Annotated in this window: 18 protein-coding genes and 2 pseudogenes; 5 read left to right on the top strand and 15 right to left on the bottom strand. The window is 47.3% G+C overall.

The genetic code is table 11. From position 1 onward, the window contains the following. Positions 1-317: pseudogene (locus T504_RS0111110) on the top strand (hypothetical protein); the annotation flags it as partial. A gap of 296 nt (positions 318-613) precedes the next feature. Here T504_RS0111110 and trpB read toward each other — a convergent pair. The 10 genes from trpB to T504_RS0111160 form a co-directional block, all read right to left on the bottom strand. Continuing rightward, entirely contained in the window at positions 614-1,834 is a 1,221-nt protein-coding gene (trpB, locus tag T504_RS0111115) for a tryptophan synthase subunit beta (RefSeq protein WP_033171154.1), read from the bottom strand. A gap of 88 nt (positions 1,835-1,922) precedes the next feature. After that, on the bottom strand, positions 1,923-2,813 hold the full coding sequence (locus T504_RS14820; RefSeq protein ID WP_072022738.1) for a TPM domain-containing protein: 891 nt from the start codon (positions 2,811-2,813) through the stop codon (positions 1,923-1,925). 98 nt (positions 2,814-2,911) lie between these two features. After that, entirely contained in the window at positions 2,912-3,832 is a 921-nt protein-coding gene (gene secF, locus T504_RS0111125) for a protein translocase subunit SecF (protein ID WP_033171156.1), read from the bottom strand. Further along, complete coding sequence (gene secD / locus T504_RS0111130; protein ID WP_173663863.1) at positions 3,825-5,060, bottom strand: protein translocase subunit SecD; 1,236 nt, start codon at positions 5,058-5,060, stop codon at positions 3,825-3,827. The genes secF and secD overlap by 8 nt, the downstream gene beginning before the upstream one ends. An 89-nt stretch (positions 5,061-5,149) precedes the next feature. Continuing rightward, positions 5,150-5,503, bottom strand: coding sequence for a hypothetical protein (locus tag T504_RS0111135; protein WP_033171157.1), 354 nt, complete (start codon positions 5,501-5,503; stop codon positions 5,150-5,152). Positions 5,504-5,522: 19 nt separating this feature from the next. Next, positions 5,523-6,233, bottom strand: coding sequence for a PP2C family protein-serine/threonine phosphatase (locus T504_RS0111140; RefSeq protein WP_033171158.1), 711 nt, complete (start codon positions 6,231-6,233; stop codon positions 5,523-5,525). A gap of 14 nt (positions 6,234-6,247) precedes the next feature. After that, on the bottom strand, positions 6,248-6,835 hold the full coding sequence (locus tag T504_RS0111145) for a 5-formyltetrahydrofolate cyclo-ligase (protein WP_033171159.1): 588 nt from the start codon (positions 6,833-6,835) through the stop codon (positions 6,248-6,250). Positions 6,836-6,837: 2 nt separating this feature from the next. Further along, entirely contained in the window at positions 6,838-7,125 is a 288-nt protein-coding gene (yajC, locus tag T504_RS0111150) for a preprotein translocase subunit YajC (RefSeq protein ID WP_033171160.1), read from the bottom strand. Between the two features lie 23 nt (positions 7,126-7,148). Further along, positions 7,149-8,267, bottom strand: coding sequence for a tRNA guanosine(34) transglycosylase Tgt (gene tgt, locus T504_RS0111155; protein ID WP_033171161.1), 1,119 nt, complete (start codon positions 8,265-8,267; stop codon positions 7,149-7,151). 271 nt (positions 8,268-8,538) lie between these two features. Next, on the bottom strand, positions 8,539-8,790 hold the full coding sequence (locus T504_RS0111160) for a hypothetical protein (RefSeq protein ID WP_156033530.1): 252 nt from the start codon (positions 8,788-8,790) through the stop codon (positions 8,539-8,541). A 66-nt stretch (positions 8,791-8,856) separates the two neighbouring features. On the opposite strand from T504_RS0111160, the gene T504_RS13970 reads away from it, so the two are divergent. Continuing rightward, positions 8,857-9,399: a hypothetical protein gene (locus T504_RS13970; protein ID WP_051635342.1), complete on the top strand. Its 543-nt coding sequence runs from the start codon at positions 8,857-8,859 to the stop codon at positions 9,397-9,399. Here T504_RS13970 and T504_RS0111170 read toward each other — a convergent pair. After that, positions 9,362-10,660, bottom strand: a complete 1,299-nt coding sequence (locus T504_RS0111170) for a phage portal protein (protein ID WP_081823441.1) — start codon at positions 10,658-10,660, stop codon at positions 9,362-9,364. The genes T504_RS13970 and T504_RS0111170 overlap by 38 nt on opposite strands. Before the next feature lie 112 nt (positions 10,661-10,772). On the opposite strand from T504_RS0111170, the gene T504_RS0111175 reads away from it, so the two are divergent. From T504_RS0111175 to T504_RS0111185, 3 genes are all read left to right on the top strand, one after another. After that, positions 10,773-11,102: a hypothetical protein gene (locus T504_RS0111175; RefSeq protein WP_156033531.1), complete on the top strand. Its 330-nt coding sequence runs from the start codon at positions 10,773-10,775 to the stop codon at positions 11,100-11,102. 424 nt (positions 11,103-11,526) lie between these two features. After that, on the top strand, positions 11,527-12,120 hold the full coding sequence (locus tag T504_RS0111180; protein WP_033171164.1) for a hypothetical protein: 594 nt from the start codon (positions 11,527-11,529) through the stop codon (positions 12,118-12,120). Positions 12,121-12,131: 11 nt separating this feature from the next. Further along, positions 12,132-13,163: a tetratricopeptide repeat protein gene (locus T504_RS0111185; protein WP_033171165.1), complete on the top strand. Its 1,032-nt coding sequence runs from the start codon at positions 12,132-12,134 to the stop codon at positions 13,161-13,163. Between the two features lie 33 nt (positions 13,164-13,196). Here the strand turns inward: T504_RS0111185 and T504_RS13665 are convergent. The 4 genes and pseudogenes from T504_RS13665 to T504_RS14830 all read right to left on the bottom strand — a co-directional run. Continuing rightward, a pseudogene (locus T504_RS13665) lies at positions 13,197-14,797 on the bottom strand (terminase large subunit). A gap of 44 nt (positions 14,798-14,841) precedes the next feature. Then, on the bottom strand, positions 14,842-15,024 hold the full coding sequence (locus tag T504_RS0111195) for a hypothetical protein (RefSeq protein WP_033171166.1): 183 nt from the start codon (positions 15,022-15,024) through the stop codon (positions 14,842-14,844). A gap of 413 nt (positions 15,025-15,437) precedes the next feature. Further along, positions 15,438-15,917, bottom strand: coding sequence for a DDE-type integrase/transposase/recombinase (locus T504_RS14825; RefSeq protein ID WP_255327126.1), 480 nt, complete (start codon positions 15,915-15,917; stop codon positions 15,438-15,440). Continuing rightward, positions 15,918-16,250 (bottom strand): IS3 family transposase (locus T504_RS14830; protein WP_197018715.1); only part of this gene is annotated, 333 nt, incomplete at its 5' end.

The following is a 16,250-nucleotide window of genomic DNA, read 5'->3' on the forward strand; positions in this document are numbered from 1 at the left end:
CAGGAAAGTTTACAGGGACAGAACGACATATATCAAAAAGAGGCTCATCTAATTTGAGGAAGATTGGATATGAGGTAATGCGCTGTCTAAAATGTCATTCAGCGCCAAATGATAGTCAGGTATACGATTTTATCCTTAAAAAGGAAAAAGAAGGCAAGAATAAGGCCGTAGCAAAAATTGCAGGGCTGAATAAGTTTCTTCGGATCTATTATGCTCGTGTAAAAGAGGTGTATAGAGAAAATGATTATATCCAAAATAGATATCAGAAAAATCTAACAAGTAAATTAAAAAATAGAAACACAAAAGGCCTCGCATGAGCAGTACGAGACCTTTTGTGCTGTGTATTATATTTTAGGAGCCTGCTATCAGTGTTAAACAAAAAGTGCTTGACAACTGTTAGCAGATTTTAGGAGAGCTTTAACGAAAGCCTGTACATAATATACCACACTTGATAATTATTTTCAATAATAAAATAAAAAAAATAAAAGAGCCCTTAGGCTAATACACATAAACCTAAGGACTCTATCACGTATGTAACGCTCTCCTATTTATAGTTTATCATGGAACCTGCCAACAGTTCAAGCGAATTTGCCAGCTCCCGTTTCCGATTGATTTAAAAATCGCGATGGTCTTCTCCCAGACCATAATGCTCAATGACGTAATCAAGATCCTTATCACCACGACCGCTAAGGTTGACCAGGATTGAACCAGTCTTCATCTCCTTGGCACGGCGCATGGCATACGCCACAGCATGTGCACTTTCGAGCGCCGGAATTATCCCCTCGTAGCGGGAAAGCTTGAAGAATGCATCGATGGCCTCTTCATCGGTAACCGAATCATACTTCACGCGGCCTTCCTCCCGCAGCAGAGCATGCTCTGGTCCTACCGATGGATAGTCCAAGCCACTGGCCACCGAATAAACCGGCGCCGGGTCGCCATTTTCATCTTTTAACATAATACTGTCAAAGCCATGCATAACACCCTCAGAGCCATAGGTCATCGAAGCTGCATGATCCCCCATCTTACTGCCACGCCCTAACGGTTCGACGCCCACAATTTCTACAGGATCATTCAAAAACGGCACAAACATGCCAATGGAATTGCTGCCACCACCCACACAAGCGGTCACCACATCTGGCAAAAAGCCCATCATTTGCTGGAACTGCTCTCTGGCCTCAATTCCCACGATAGTCTGAAAATCTCGCACCATGAGCGGGAACGGATGCGGCCCCACGGCAGAACCAATGCAATAAATCGTGTCTTTATAATTTTCCAGATAATCAGCAAAGGCTGCATCAACAGCCTCCTTTAACGTTTTCAATCCATGGGTTACCGGCACAACATTTGCGCCCAAAATTTTCATCCGGGCTACATTGGGTGCCTGTTTGGCAATATCCACCTCACCCATGTAAATCGTACATTCCAGGCCAAAAAAAGCCGCTGCCGTAGCCAAGGCCACACCATGCTGCCCCGCACCAGTTTCGGCAATGATGCGCTTTTTCCCCATAAACTTTGCCAAAAGACCTTCGCCCATACAGTGATTGAGCTTATGCGCCCCCGTGTGATTGAGGTCTTCACGTTTTAAATAAATCTGACAGTTACCCAGCTTGCGCGACAGTCGTTCGCAATGATAAACCGGCGTTGGCCGTCCCTGGAACTCCTTGCGGATTCTTCGCAACTCATTGACAAACTGAGAAGAATGACAGATGGTCATATAAGCCTGAGTAATTTCTTCAAAAGCCGGGACGAGCTTTTCCGGCAAATACGCTCCACCAAACTTGCCAAAACGCCCCTCCTCATTCGGATATTGTTTCAAGTATGTCGAAAAATCCATAAGAACCTCCTCAAAATACAAAAAAACTATACAGAGAGGAGTTCGCGCTATTTCCCAAAAATCCTGCTCTTTCAAGTAAAATTATCGCTTACCAGCCACCGGAAGCGCCACCACCACCAGAACTTCCGCCGCCAAAGCCACCAGAATTTCCAAAACCACCACCATCAATTCTTGAACCACCATAGCAGTTGTCCCGCGAAGTCATTCGCCGAAAAAAATGAACCTCCTTCCAATGAAAGGACGGAGCGCCTCCACACCAAATCGGAACAACATACAAAAAGGCATTAACGATAATTGAGCATAACGTAGCAAGTAACGATAACAGCCAATCCATAATCTTAGCCCAAAAACAAACCACCAACGACAACAGAACCATCACACCAACAGTAACGATTCCACCGATCAGTTTTTCGTGTCTAGTATGCTTATCCGACTTCAGCAAATCCTCCGGCATGTTTTCCCCATACGCCGTATATATCGCCTGAGCCAACCTCTGATAGGCATAGCAGATACCTTGCGAATAGTTTCCCTCGCGAAAATCAGGTACCAACTCTGCGAGTATTTGCTGTGCCTCCTCGTCGGTAATCGCATCCTCCAGCCCATAACCGACCTCAATTCGAAACTTGCGATCTTCTTTTGCTATGAGAAGCAATACACCATTATTCTTTTCCGCATCGCCTATGCCCCAGGAACAAAACAATCGGTTCGCATAAGGCTCTATTGCCTCTCCTTCTAGGGAATTCACAGTTACCACTACCAATTGCGCGCCAAAGCGCCTATCTAACTCTTCCCCAAGCGCAAGGAGTCTTTCTCTATCTTCCGCCTGCATCAACTGTGCGTTATCCAGCACATATATATCCGTCGTCGGCGGCGCAGGAACTGCCGCTGCTGCCCAATGCGAAACAAGCAGCATGATGAGCAGCAAACCACCTCCTACTTGCAATAACCACCTTTTTCCTGCACTTGTATATTCTTTCATAATCCATCACCACTTGCTATTATGTGCGCGTTAGTTTAAAAACAAGTTAATTCTCCATAAAAAAAGCCCTCCCTGCCGGGAAGGCTTCTGTTGCTGTTTTATTCCGTTACAGCTTTTACTTTATGTTTTTTCTCGCCCCAGTTGCGGAAGACAATCCACAGCGGGCTGGCGATGAAGATGGACGAATAGCAGCCGCAGCCAAAGCCGACGAGCAGGGCGAAGGCGAAATCCTTCGTCGTGTCGCCGCCGAAGAAGTAGAGGGCAAACGTCGTGAACATAACCGTGAAGACCGTGTACAGCGAGCGCGTCAGCGTTTGGAAAATCGACGTATTGACCAGCGTATCGATATTGCCGCCACGGCGGAAGTGCAGCTTGAGGTTCTCACGGATGCGGTCGAAGATAACGATGGTATCGTTAATCGAGTAACCAACGACCGTCAAGAGCGCCGCAATGAACGACGAGTCAATCTGACGCTGCGTAAAGGAGAATACTGCCAGCACGATGAGAATATCGTGAATCAATGCAAGGACAGCCGCAACGCCGAAGCGCCATTCGAAACGATAAGCAACGTAAAGGATGATAAGTCCCCACGAAACGACCAGCGCCAATACCGCATTGGTGATGAGCTCACCGCCGATGGTAGCGCCAACCTTTTCCTCACGCAGTACCTGGTAATCGGCCACATCCGTTTTGAGCGTTGCCATAACATCCTTACGCTGGTCTTCCTCGAGATCCACCGTGCGAATCATGACGTTCTCACCCACGGTTGCATCCGTTGCAGCCCCATTCTCGCCCGACAGCTGAATCGTCGAGCCTTCGAGATTGTATTTGGCCAGGCTCGAGCGAACCTCAGCAATCGTTACCGGCTTTTCGAATTTGAGGTCGATAATCGTACCGCCCGTAAAGTCAATGCCGAAGTTGAAGCCGCGGATGCACATGCAGGCAATACCTGCGGCAATGATGATAGCTGAAAGGAGGAAGAAAATATTTCTATGTCCTGCTAAATTGAGTTTATTCATGTTTCAGGTCCTCCTTCTTCCAAAGCATATAGCCATTGGCGCCATAAGCGCTCGGGGACTCTGCAATCTTTGAGTTAATCATGAGCTTCAACATGTACTGCGACAGGGTGATGGCCGTAAACATCGACAGAATCGTACCAAGTCCCAGCGTAATGGCAAAGCCGCGAATCGTACCAGTACCGAGGAAGAACAGGACACCAGCGGCGATAATCGTCGTGATGTTCGAGTCAAAAATCGTCGTGAATGCACGCTTGAAGCCTGCATCCATCGACAGACGTAGCGTCTTGCCCTGAATCTGATACTCCTCTTTGAAGTGCTCAAAAATCAGGACGTTCGCATCGACGGCCATACCAATCGACAGGATAATACCGGCAACGCCCGGCAGCGTCAACGTAGCATCGAGCAGATACAAGAGCCCCAGCAGCATAATCGTGTAAGCCATAAGGGCCACGTCAGCAATGAAGCCCGACAGTCGATAGAACAGAATCATGAATACGAGGACAGCGCCAATGCCAACGGCAAACGCAAACGTGGACTTGTCCTTGGAATCCTGACCAAGGGACGGGCCGACCGTACGCGTCTCAATGATATTGACCTTAACCGGCAACGCACCACTTCTGAGGACAACCGCGAGTTGCTGAGCCTCCTCGAGCGTCTTCTGACCGGAAATCTCGGCCTTGCCGCCAAGGATCGGCTCGCGGACATTCGGTGCCGTCAGCACTTCACCATCAAGCAGGATGGCAATGGTGCGGCCGACATTTTTCGTCGTGAGATCCGCAAATTTCTTGGCCCCTTCATCAGAGAACTCGAGATTTACGACATGCTGGCCACTCTGCTGATTCGTAGCAGCCTGGGCATCTTTAAGATCCGTACCCGTAAGTACCGTATTGCCCTCTTCGTCTTTGAACTCGAGCATTGCCGTCTTACCAATCGTCTTGATAGCGGCATCTGGGTCCTTGACACCCGGCAGCTCGATGATAACGCGGCGTTCTCCCTCGCGCTGGATAATCGGCTCCGTAAGCCCCAAAGCGTTGACACGCTTCTCCATGATGGTGACAACGCGGTTCATGGCGTCATCATTGACCTTTGCGATGTCTGTGTCCTCTGCCTCGAGTACGACATGCGTGCCGCCCTGCAGGTCAAGTCCCTGGCGAATCGAAAATGCCAGGGGTTTGACGAAAGCGACAAAAATGCCGATGATAGCAACAACGCAGACAATCAGTTTGATGAGATTGTCTTTTCTCAACGGATTCAACCCTTTCTTGTGGGAGCCTCGCTCCCAGATTTACTTTATTATGTAAAAGCAAACGTGGTAAATCACGCAGATTTACCGGCTTCCTTTTTTTTGATAAAGGCAATTACTTTTTCCCGGACTTCATCCGCATTATACGAATCCGTCTGGATATAGAGATCTGCATGGGCTCTGGCATCCGCCAGTTTTTTGTGCTGGGATATCAATCGGTTCTCATCCCAATACACCTTTCGGCGCTTGTGGATGGCCGGCATGGTGGCATCGATCATGACCAACATGTCAGGATTCTTTTTGGCCCAGAAATCATGCACACAGGAATGTTCCTGTGCAACATTATACGCATCATAGCCTGCGGCTCTAAGGCCTGCAACGAGCGTTGTCTTGCCCGAAGCACAAACACCAACAATTGCAATTCTCATAAAGCATTTGCCCCCTTTGTCAATAGGGATATGTGACCTCAATCTGCTCAATACGGGGGGGATTGGACGAACCTTCCGTAACCCCCATGACCAGAACAGTCATATCATCCGAAGCTTTATCCGCATCCAATGTCAAAGCATAATCCATAATGCTCTTCGCGATAAATTGTGCATCCTCCGCCTTGTTTTTGCGGATGATTTCCATGATTTTCCCAAAGTCCGCGCCATGTCCATTCCGCTTTCTGCCAGCATGGTCGATGCCATCGGTATACGATACGATAAGCATCCCCGCCTCCAGTGGAATCTCATACATCAGCGGCTTCATATGGCGGTTGACACCAATCGGCTCCACCGACTCATCGTAAACCGATTCATATTCCTCAGTCTTCACGATGACCGGACAATTGGAGTTGCGGCTGATAACCGCCGTCTCAGTATCCAAATCTGCGCTGACTACCGTCAGCGTACAGGATACTTTTTTGTCCTTCATGGCATAAAGATAGTCATGAACGGCACGGGCTACGGCTCCATCCCGGGCACCATCTGAAATCAGCTGTACTGCCTTATTGACTACCCAGCTGCTGGTATGATGCGCCGAAAGACCATGCCCCTGTCCATCGGCAATGATTGCCGAAATACCACCGTGCGGGCGCTCCGCAATATCACAGCAATCGCCACACACTTCATTTGCATATTTGGCCGTCTTTGCCAGACCAATCTTGATTTCCATAACAACCACTCACTTTACTTTACGGCAAAGGCCTCGTTCTCCGTAATGATGTACTGCACAGCCACATCATGAGGCTCCATCGGAACTTTTTTCACCAGCTGGCAGGAAAAAGCCATGGCACAACGATACCCCTGCGGTGCTTTTTCGGTCATAAAACGGTCATAGAACCCCGCCCCTAGGCCAAGGCGTCCTCCCTCACGGTCAAACGCGGCTCCGGGAACAAGTATCAAATCGATTTCTTCGGCAGGAACAATTTTTCGTTTGGCCGGATCAACGGTCAAAATACCGTAGTCCCCCGCCACCAGATCATCCAGCGAAAAAAACGACACCGCCTCCATTGTCCCTTTTCCCGTGATGAGCGGCAGACAAACCGTCTTTCCATCCATCAATGCCTGTCTCATCAGTCCGTATAACTGAACCTCCTCAGGCATCGAGGCATAAAGGAACACCGTATGGGCCGACCGGTATACCGGCAACCGGCAAACGGCATCCAGCATTTTACTGCTGGCCGTGGCGCGATAGGAGTCCGTCAATGCCTTGCGGGCAGTTGTAACACGTTTCCGCAAGACCTTCTTTGCCTCTTTTACCGGCTCCCTCTCCATCGTCAGGCTGACTTCTCCTGCGTAAGATTCGAATTGATTGAAGAGCGAGCCACCTCAATGACCGTATTCTCCGCAATCTTGAGCTTTACTTTCGTATCATCAAGGTCTACAATCGTCCCATAAATGCCGCCAATCGTCATGACCTTATTATTCTTTTCCAAGCTGTCCAGCATGCTCATGCGGCGCTTCTGGGCATTCTTCTGCGGACGATACAGCAAAAAATAGAAGATTGCAATCATGACGACGATAGGCCCCCAAGTAGCAAGGCCAGCTGCCATTTCCGGATTCATAAAAATCCACTCCTTCCGTTCAATTACTTTTTGTTATAGTTATTCAAGAAGTCCGTACGGAACTCCGTGAACTTCCCATCGATGATGGACTGGCGCATACGTCGCACAAACTCTTCCAAGAAGTAGAGGTTATGCAGCGACAAAAGACGCAGACCGAAAATCTCGCCCGCACGCACCAGATGACGGATATACGCACGCGTATAGCCATTGCGGCACGCATAGCAGCCGCAGCCCTCTTCCATGACATTGTGGTCGTGAGTGAACTGGGCATTCTTCATGACGAGGCGTCCCGTCCAGGTCATCGCCATGCCATTGCGGGCAACGCGCGTCGGATAGACGCAGTCGAACATATCGATGCCGCGCATGACACCTTCGACGAGATGGTCCGGCGTGCCGACGCCCATGAGGTAACGCGGCTTGTTCTCCGGCAGCAGCGACGTCGAGTAGTCGAGCATCTCATACATGAGCTCCGGCGGCTCGCCCACGGAGAGACCACCGACCGCATAGCCAGGGAAGTCCATGTCGACCAGGGCCTGGGCATGCCATTTACGCAGGTCTTTATACATGCCGCCCTGCACGATGCCAAAAAGCCCCTGGTTCGGAGCCGTCATCGTCTTCTGGCAGCGCTCTGCCCAGCGCAGGGTGCGCTCACTCGACTTCAAGGCATAGGTGTGGTCCGCCGGATACGGCACGCACTCATCGAAAGCCATGACGATATCCGAGCCCAAGCACATCTGCACCTGCATGGATACCTCTGGCGACAGGAATTTCTTTGACCCGTCAATATGCGAGCGGAAGGTTACGCCCTCCTCGGTAATCTTGCGCAAATCGCCGAGCGAGAACACCTGGAACCCGCCGCTGTCAGTCAGAATAGCACGATCCCAATGCATGAACTTATGCAGGCCGCCAGCCTCTTTAATAAGCTCCATGCCTGGGCGTAAGAATAAGTGATATGTATTCGACAAGATGATACCAGCACCAAGGTCCTTGAGCTCATCAGGGCTTACACCCTTTACCGTTGCCTGGGTACCCACCGGCATAAAGATTGGAGTAGGAAAACTTCCATGCGGCGTGTGGATGATGCCCGCACGCGCCCCCGTCTTTTCATCCTTGCGAATCAATTCATAGGTAATCGCTGTCAAACAAAAACCCCCATTTGTTGAATAATTTTGATACAAACACACTTTTCCCTTTTGAAACGCCCAAAGGGGGTTCAAAAAAGTGTATTCGTGTGCGAGTACCGAGAAGCCTTGCTACGACTAAGTTCCGAGCCTTTTGCAGTATCCTCGGGGCAATGTCCCAGAGCATACCTTATCTGGTTGCAACCTCTACGAACTCACATATTATCCATTCTACCATAAAATAAGAAGGGAATACAAGAAAATTGGCACGGGACTTTGCCCGCGCCAATTCTTAACTTATATGAATTTCTGTCCCATCCTTGAATGTTACACTGATATCCTCTTTGCTGTATACGGTCATGAAGTCTACCAGCGTTCCCAAAAGCCCCGCATCAAACTTCGTCAAGATTCCGCTCTGAGCAGTAAGCGCCTGGGCAACCCCCTCCAGACGTTCAGACTTTGCGTGTCGAGCCTTGATGGACCTAACCACCTCATCATGTCTGTCTTCATTTTTAAAGCCTCCTCCTGCATTTTTGCAGGACATTTTATTATTAACCTAGAATTTATACCCCGATTCCAAATCGTCTATATATACGAAAGGAGAATACCTATGCGAAAAATGCTAAAAGCATGGCTCTTTACCATGCTTCTGCTACTCCCATGTATGTTAGCCAGTGCCGGAAGTTTGTACCCCGATACACTCGGCAATGGCAATTATGTCTGTGTCGATGGGGGTATGGGCGTTGGCACTTATGCTGACAGGTCATCCGTTGTTGTTCAAAACTATAACCCTCCCAACTATCAAATTGCCATAAATATCATTCGGGTTCAATTTTCCGATGATTACTGGAGCAAGCATGAAACCTATGTAGGTGGCCCATATAAGGTCATTGGCAACTTCACTGCCTACTTCCGCTATAATTGGGATTGGAAATCTGTAGCATGTCTCAGCCAAAATGGCTGGATGGATTGGAACATTCATCATGATTACAGCCATGCTGAAGGTAACCCCTTCGTTCCTCATGCTGCTGAAGTTGCTTTTGTGTCCGCTTATAAAATGCGATTCTTCAATGACACCATGGGCTATAGCCCAGTGTTAAAAGAATATCGTCGTGTCATCGATGAAAGCTTTTATCGAACTTTGGGCATATAATTTTAAGGCGCCGATTTATTCTCGGTGCCTTTTTATTTCCAAACAGTCCTGCATCACAGAGCTTACATAGATTGCCATTGATTAAGTAAAGATTGCCACCTTCCTCCTCAATGATAGGATTCATGTTCTCCATCTCGCGGATATCGTTGGCTGACAGCCAGCCATTCTGCCTGCCCACTGCATAGCCAGCCATACGACTTTGATAGTCACCACGGAGCAAACCATCCACATTGAACTTGATGAAATACCTTTTTTGCTCAGTAAAATTGAGCAGGGCTTTCTGCAAGGACTGTTCCCAGCGCACCACCAACGGATTCAGCGTGTATTTTACGAACTCCAATGACTGCTGCTCAATGTTATTGAAGGAGCTTTTTTCAAGGTCGCCAATCATATGCGGTGGCACACGATAGAGCCGTGCAATCTCATCAATTTGAAATTTGCGAGTTTCAAGGAACTGCGCCTCCTCCGGCGGTATGGATATCTGCTGATAATCCACAACTTCCTCCAAGACCACTACCTTGCCCGTGTTGGCTGTACCACCATAAACAGCTTGCCAACTTTCACGGAATTTCGATGGGTCTTTGAGAACTCCCGGATGCTTGAGCACTCCACCTGGTCTTGCCCCATTGGCGAAGAAGGACGAGCCGTATTCCTCACAGGCCAAGGTCATGCCTACTGCATTACGTGCCATGACAATTGGTGAATAGCCCACAAGACCGTCAAAGCCCAGCCCCGGAATATGCAGGACATCCTGCCGCCGTAGCTTTATCTGACTACCGCCTTTGATTTTGGGATTGCTATCCGTCATAGGCGTGTAGGTGTAGACAATCTCACCATGCTCATCACGGTCAACGCTCATGCGGTCAGGCAACAACGGATAAATCCCCACCACTCGCCCCATACCATCACGGATTATCTGCGAATAAGAATTTCCCCATAAAAGCAGGTGAATCATGGCTGTCTCTCGAAATATAAAAGAGGTCATTTCAGGATTGGGCGAATCATGGAGCAGGAAGTACAACGGATGCCCCGGCACACGCTCCTTGCCCTGGCCTTTGTACTCATAGACATGAAGCGGTAGTCCGGCAATGGACTCAGCCAAGATGCGGACACAGGCGTAAACCGCCGTGGTCTGCATAGCTGTGAACTCGTTGACCTTGGCTCCGACGGCAGACTTGCCAAAGACGAACGGCCAGCCGCTGAAGTGGTAGCTGTTCTTGGGCTTGTCCCGTGAGCGGAGCAGCCAACTGAAAATACTCATGAATATCACGCTCCTTAAAATTTTTTTCAAAAACCATGTAACACTTTTCGATTTCAAGCGTATAAAGAACAAAGAGGAACGAACAAAGGATTTCACAAAGGAGAGATTTATCATGGCAGACAAGAAATTCGCAAACCGCAAGCTGAATGACCAGGAACTGGAAGGGGTAGCAGAGGGAACTTATGTCCAGAGCATGGAAGTAGCCAGTTTTCTGGCGCAGGCCGGGTGTAAGAATATGTTCAACGACATCGGCGGCGTGAACTTTGACAGCATGCGGGATGCCCTCAAGGGACTGGGCTTTGAGTCCCATGACAAAGGCGGCCTTTTAAAGGACAACACCTACACCCAGATTTCCACCGGCAAGAAATTCTCCCAGGATGAGCTTATGAAGACCCTCAATGAGAAGTTTACTGGGGCGGACTCAAATTGGGCGAGATATTAAACTAAAACACCAGCAACCCCGTCCCCGTCATTTCGGCGGGGGCTTTTGTTATTCTAAGATATGTTAGTTTATCTGGACTGTATTATATGATTGGTTAAACGTATTTGCTCATCGGCGTACTTAACTACATCTGCTATAACAATCTTTTGAACAGCAGATATATATGTTTGCATATAGTAATAATCTACTTTACCATCAGAGGTAACAGGGAGATTAAAAGTATCGTATTGGATTTTTTTCATCGAAATAGAATGACCCCAAGAATACTTGTTAGATAATGATTTGGATTACAAAGCAGAGTAAGAAACGGCCTCTGGGGAGAAATCCTCGGAGGTTTTTTAGTAAAAAAGCAGGAAAAACCGTATCATTGTAGAATAGATTACGTGAATGAATAAGTATTATTGTTATAAAGGGAAGACTGTATATGGGGATTAAACAGAAAATTTCAATTTTATTAACATTAGTCTTTGTTTTAGTCGCAGTCGGATGCGGCGGCAGTAATTCGATTGAAACTCAAAAAAAGGCTAACGTATCTGAGCAAGCATCTACACACAAGATGGAAGAAGAAAAGCAGTCTCCATCAGTTGCCTCAACCCACAAAGTGGTTACTCATATTTTGGGAGCCTCTCGCCAAGAGGTTGATGCACTAATGAAAAGCAAGAAATATCGAGAAAACAAAGAAATTCACGATGATAACGAAGTATATTACAGACTGAGAAACGAAGTTGACGAGAAAAATTTTACCGTCGATGTGGCGGTGCGATTTGATGGTAACAGTACAGCTGTAGGCGTAGCTTTTATTGAGACAAATAAGCGTGGTAACTATTGGATTAGACAAAATAAACCTAATCTGATTGAACTTTGCACCGGTGGGGCTGATTTTCCTGTGCGTACCAATAATGCCGATAATCCGACAGAATTGTATATAGGTGATATTGACACAGAAAATGGCACAGAGCAATCTACTAAACAGCAAGATACAAGAGAAGATGATGGTCGAGTTATAATCAGTTACTAAGGGTGTTAATCATGAAGAAAATTTTGTCATCAATATTCATTGTTTCTTTCATGTTTTTTATAGTGTCCGTTTGTCAAGCAACTACAGTCGATGAGGAATATAAAGCTGTTCCTAATGAACTAAACCTTGCAATAAAAAATATGCGAGAGAAGCCCATTGATACACAAATTTCTCTCTGCTTTCAATTGAAGGAAACTTATAAAAACAACCAGAACGCTATTGCTCGAATAGAAAATCGTTTAGGTATAATCTTTTTCGAACAGAAGGATTATGAGAAGGCACGGCAACATTTAGAAATAGCATATGCTATTGACCCGACCTTAGTTCGCACCAATATTTTTTTAGGGCGAATAGAGGCAGCAAGAAAAAGTTATGACACTGCTTTGGAATATTATAAAGTGGGTATTGATAATGAAACAGAATCTGCCGTTTTATCTGATTTAAATTATTTTGCTGGCCGTGCGTGTTTTGAAAAAAAAGACTACACCAATGGTATTCAATTTTTCAGTCAAGCAATTAATTATGGCGGGCAAGCACAAGAATATGAAATGCGAGGCAGATGCTTTGCCAAATTAAAGGATTTTTCATCTGCAATCAGAGATTATAACAAGGCCATAGATATAAAGCCTAATTTTTCTCTTGCATATTTTAATCGTGGCATTGCATATGTACGGATAGAAAAATTCAACGATGCTATTCAAGATTTCAAAAATGCATTGGAATTAAATGGAGAAATGCATAGAGTTCACTTTCATTTGGGATATGCATACAGCAAGTTAAACAACCATTCTGTTGCGGTTGAGGAATATACGAAGTATCTTTACTACTACCCCAATGATGCCGAAGCCTACTATAACCGTGGATTAGATTGTTACCATTTGGCCGATTATCAAACAGCAATCGAAAATTTCTCTCAAACTATATTATTAAATACTAAACATGGTAAAGCCTATAAAATGAGAGGTATGTCATATCGGAAAATTGGTGCTGAAACTCAAGCTCTACAAGATTTTAATAGAGCTAAACAACTGGGTGTGAATTAAAATATCCTCGACAGGGCCGTTAAACGAACAAAGTCAGAACACCAACAATCCTCGACTTTCATACACACTTTCCCCGTTCACATTCCCGCAACGGATCGCACGGTCAAGAGCCATGATGAGGGCAATCGCCCCGTCTATCTTCTCCGTGCTTTTTGCTTTGTCTGCCTTGATGTTCCCGGCAGGGTCGGTGCGGATGAAAATGTTGTCCATGTTCCAACGAAGCACCGGATGACCGCCATGAGCGATTTTCTCCTCCAGCACCAGCTTCATCAATTTCTTGGTCGGTGGTGACATGGATGCAAAGCCCTGTCCGAAGGGAACTACAGTAAAGCCCATGCCCTCAAGATTCTGTACCATCTGCACCGCTCCCCAACGGTCGAAGGCAATCTCGCGGATATTGAACCGCTCGCCCAGTCGCTCGATGAACTTTTCGATATAGCCGTAATGCACCACATTACCTTCAGTAGTTTCCAATTTGCCTTGCCGTTGCCAAACATCGTATGGCACATGATCACGGCGCACTCGCAAATCCACATTGTCCTCTGGAATCCAAAAATGTGGCAGCACCATATATTTATCGCTCTCATCAAGTGGTGGAAACACTAGCACAAAAGCCGTGATATCCGTGGTGCTGGAAAGGTCAAGCCCACCGTAGCAGACGCGCCCTTCCAGTTCATCCTCGGAAACTGGAAATGCGCAGGCATCCCACTTATGCATTGGCATCCAGCGGATGGACTGCTTTACCCATTGATTCAAACGCAACTGTCGGAAGGAGTTTTCCTCCCCCGGATTCTGCTTGGCTGAATCGCAAGCGGCCTGTACCTTGTCTATGCCAACGGTAATGCCCAGTGAAGGATTGGCTTTCTTCCAAACCTCTGGACTTGTCCAATCTTCATCTTCCTTAGCTCCGTAGATAACCGGGTAGAATGTATGGTCAATTTTGCGACCTTCGAGAATATCCAACGCCTTCTGATGCGTTTCATAACAGATGGACTGCGTGTCCGTTCCTGCCGTGGTAATCAGAAAATACAGCGGCTGCATACGGGCATCACCAGAGCCTTTGGTCATGACATCAAATAACTTTCTGTTCGGTTGGGTATGCAGCTCATCAAATACCACACCATGGATATTGAAGCCATGCTTGGAGTAAGCCTCTGCCGACAGCACCTGATAGAAGCTGTTGGTTGGCTGAAAAACCATCCTCTTTTGCGATGCAAGGATTTTCATCCGCTTATTAAGGGCAGGACACATCCTCACCATGTCAGCCGCCACATCAAAAACGATGCCAGCCTGCTGGCGGTCAGCAGCGCAGCCGTACACCTCGGCACGCTCCTCCCCGTCACCACAGCAAAGCAGGAGTGCTACAGCCGCCGCAAGTTCGCTCTTGCCCAGTTTCTTGGGAATTTCCACATAGGCGGTGTTGAACTGCCGATAGCCGTTTTTCTTGAGGATGTCGAACAGGTCGCGGATAATCCGCTCCTGCCAGTCAATCAACTCAAAAGGCTTTCCTGCCCATGTGCCCTTGGTGTGGCACAGACTCTCGATGAAAGCCACGGCAAAATCCGCAGCCCCTTGTCATAATGAGAATCCTCTGCCATGAATTCCGTAGGCTTGTAGCCCTTCAGTTTTCGCAATCAATCACCCCCATGAAAAAAGGAGCCTTGCGGCTCCCCTCTCCTTATCCCTCGAAGGAAATGTTCAGCATCCCGGCCCCCGTCCAGAAGTCATTGCAAATACAAGGGTCTTCCATGGTTGTTTCCCATGCTTCTTCGGTCATTCTCTTGACCCGTTCGGCTCCCATTTTCTCGACCAGAGCCTTCTTGCTGATTTTCTTTCCATCAAGTTTGTAAATTGTCTTCATTTCGTTTTCCTCCTTCGCCTACCCAGTGTTCCTTTCGATATGTGTATATTCGCTCTAAACCGAATTTATAGCAAGCGATTTCCGGATAACTTTTGTGTATACTTCAAAAGGAGCCTTGCGGCTCCTCTTGGCGTTTGGTTTGGATTCAGTTTACTTTGAATTTGAAGGCCGGCACCTTTTCGTAATCCCCGGTTTCAAAATCCCTGCAATGCCCCTTGATTTCTTCCATTTCCTCAAGGCTACAGCCGTTCTGCTGGAAAGTCCTGCTGTTTTTACGATGCTTGAGTAGATGGAGGAAAGGGTAAATTCCGTGATGCCGAACCGCTTAAGGTCTGCGACTGAACTGCTCCCCGTCAAGAGGACAATAAAAAATATAAGATTTCTTTGGTCGGCAGATTCGTCTGCCGGCCTTTTTATGCGGCTAAATACAAGGTATGTTTCTCTATCGGCGTTAGGATACCAAGGTTACGTTGCACACGCTCGTAGTTGTAATAATAAATGTATGCTTCAATCGAACGCATAAGTTCGTGTTTGCTGGTAAATCGCCTACTATAGTACATCTCCCGCTTTAGAATTCCCCAGAATCCTTCCATGGGCCCGTTGTCAATGCAGTGGGCTACACGGGACATGCTTTGTGTCATTCCCTGTTTCTCCAATTTGTGGTGGAAATTCCTGTTCGTATATTGGAAGCCTCTATCGCTGTGGAACAGCGGATGCGCATCTGGATTGCCTTTTACCGCCTTATCAAAGGTCTTGAATACTAATGGGTTGTCGTTATGCTCACTTATGACAAAGGATACGATTCGCCTATCGTAAATGTCAAGGATGGCGCTCAGGTACATTTTATGCACAACAGAATCCTCGTACCACTTGAATTCCGTAACATCGGTCAGTCATTTCTCATTTGGGGTATCGGCATCGAATTTACGGGAAAGCAGGTTTTCTGCAATGTATTGGGGATTTTTTGCATGTATGGTGCAGCCGTGGCTGCGGTATTTAATGGTGGATTTAATGCTCTTCTTTCGGCATATCCTAAGGATACGCTTGTCATTTACATGAATGCCGTGGTCGTGCCGAAGGTCATCGTTTATGCGGCGATAGCCCTTGTCCGGGCGTTCATTGTGGATTTTTTCCACCAGTTCAGCAATGGCTTTGTTTTCCCAAATCCTGTCGCTGATCTTCCCAGCTGCCCATTTGTAATAGGCTGACCTCGATACATTCAGCAA

It is taken from the genome of Selenomonas sp. ND2010 (genome assembly GCF_000702005.1).
In the GTDB taxonomy this organism is placed as follows: Bacteria; Bacillota; Negativicutes; order Selenomonadales; family Selenomonadaceae; genus Selenomonas_A.

Coding starts and splice junctions, on each gene's coding strand:
- trpB (WP_033171154.1), bottom strand. CDS start 1,834: ATGGATTTTTCGACATACTTGAAACAATATCCGAATGAGGAGGGGCGT.
- T504_RS14820 (WP_072022738.1), bottom strand. CDS start 2,813: ATGAAAGAATATACAAGTGCAGGAAAAAGGTGGTTATTGCAAGTAGGA.
- secF (WP_033171156.1), bottom strand. CDS start 3,832: ATGAATAAACTCAATTTAGCAGGACATAGAAATATTTTCTTCCTCCTT.
- T504_RS0111135 (WP_033171157.1), bottom strand. CDS start 5,503: ATGAGAATTGCAATTGTTGGTGTTTGTGCTTCGGGCAAGACAACGCTC.
- T504_RS0111140 (WP_033171158.1), bottom strand. CDS start 6,233: ATGGAAATCAAGATTGGTCTGGCAAAGACGGCCAAATATGCAAATGAA.
- T504_RS0111145 (WP_033171159.1), bottom strand. CDS start 6,835: ATGGAGAGGGAGCCGGTAAAAGAGGCAAAGAAGGTCTTGCGGAAACGT.
- yajC (WP_033171160.1), bottom strand. CDS start 7,125: ATGAATCCGGAAATGGCAGCTGGCCTTGCTACTTGGGGGCCTATCGTC.
- T504_RS0111160 (WP_156033530.1), bottom strand. CDS start 8,790: ATGTCCTGCAAAAATGCAGGAGGAGGCTTTAAAAATGAAGACAGACAT.
- T504_RS13970 (WP_051635342.1), top strand. CDS start 8,857: ATGCGAAAAATGCTAAAAGCATGGCTCTTTACCATGCTTCTGCTACTC.
- T504_RS0111170 (WP_081823441.1), bottom strand. CDS start 10,660: ATGAGTATTTTCAGTTGGCTGCTCCGCTCACGGGACAAGCCCAAGAAC.
- T504_RS0111175 (WP_156033531.1), top strand. CDS start 10,773: ATGGCAGACAAGAAATTCGCAAACCGCAAGCTGAATGACCAGGAACTG.
- T504_RS0111180 (WP_033171164.1), top strand. CDS start 11,527: ATGGGGATTAAACAGAAAATTTCAATTTTATTAACATTAGTCTTTGTT.
- T504_RS0111185 (WP_033171165.1), top strand. CDS start 12,132: ATGAAGAAAATTTTGTCATCAATATTCATTGTTTCTTTCATGTTTTTT.
- T504_RS0111195 (WP_033171166.1), bottom strand. CDS start 15,024: ATGAAGACAATTTACAAACTTGATGGAAAGAAAATCAGCAAGAAGGCT.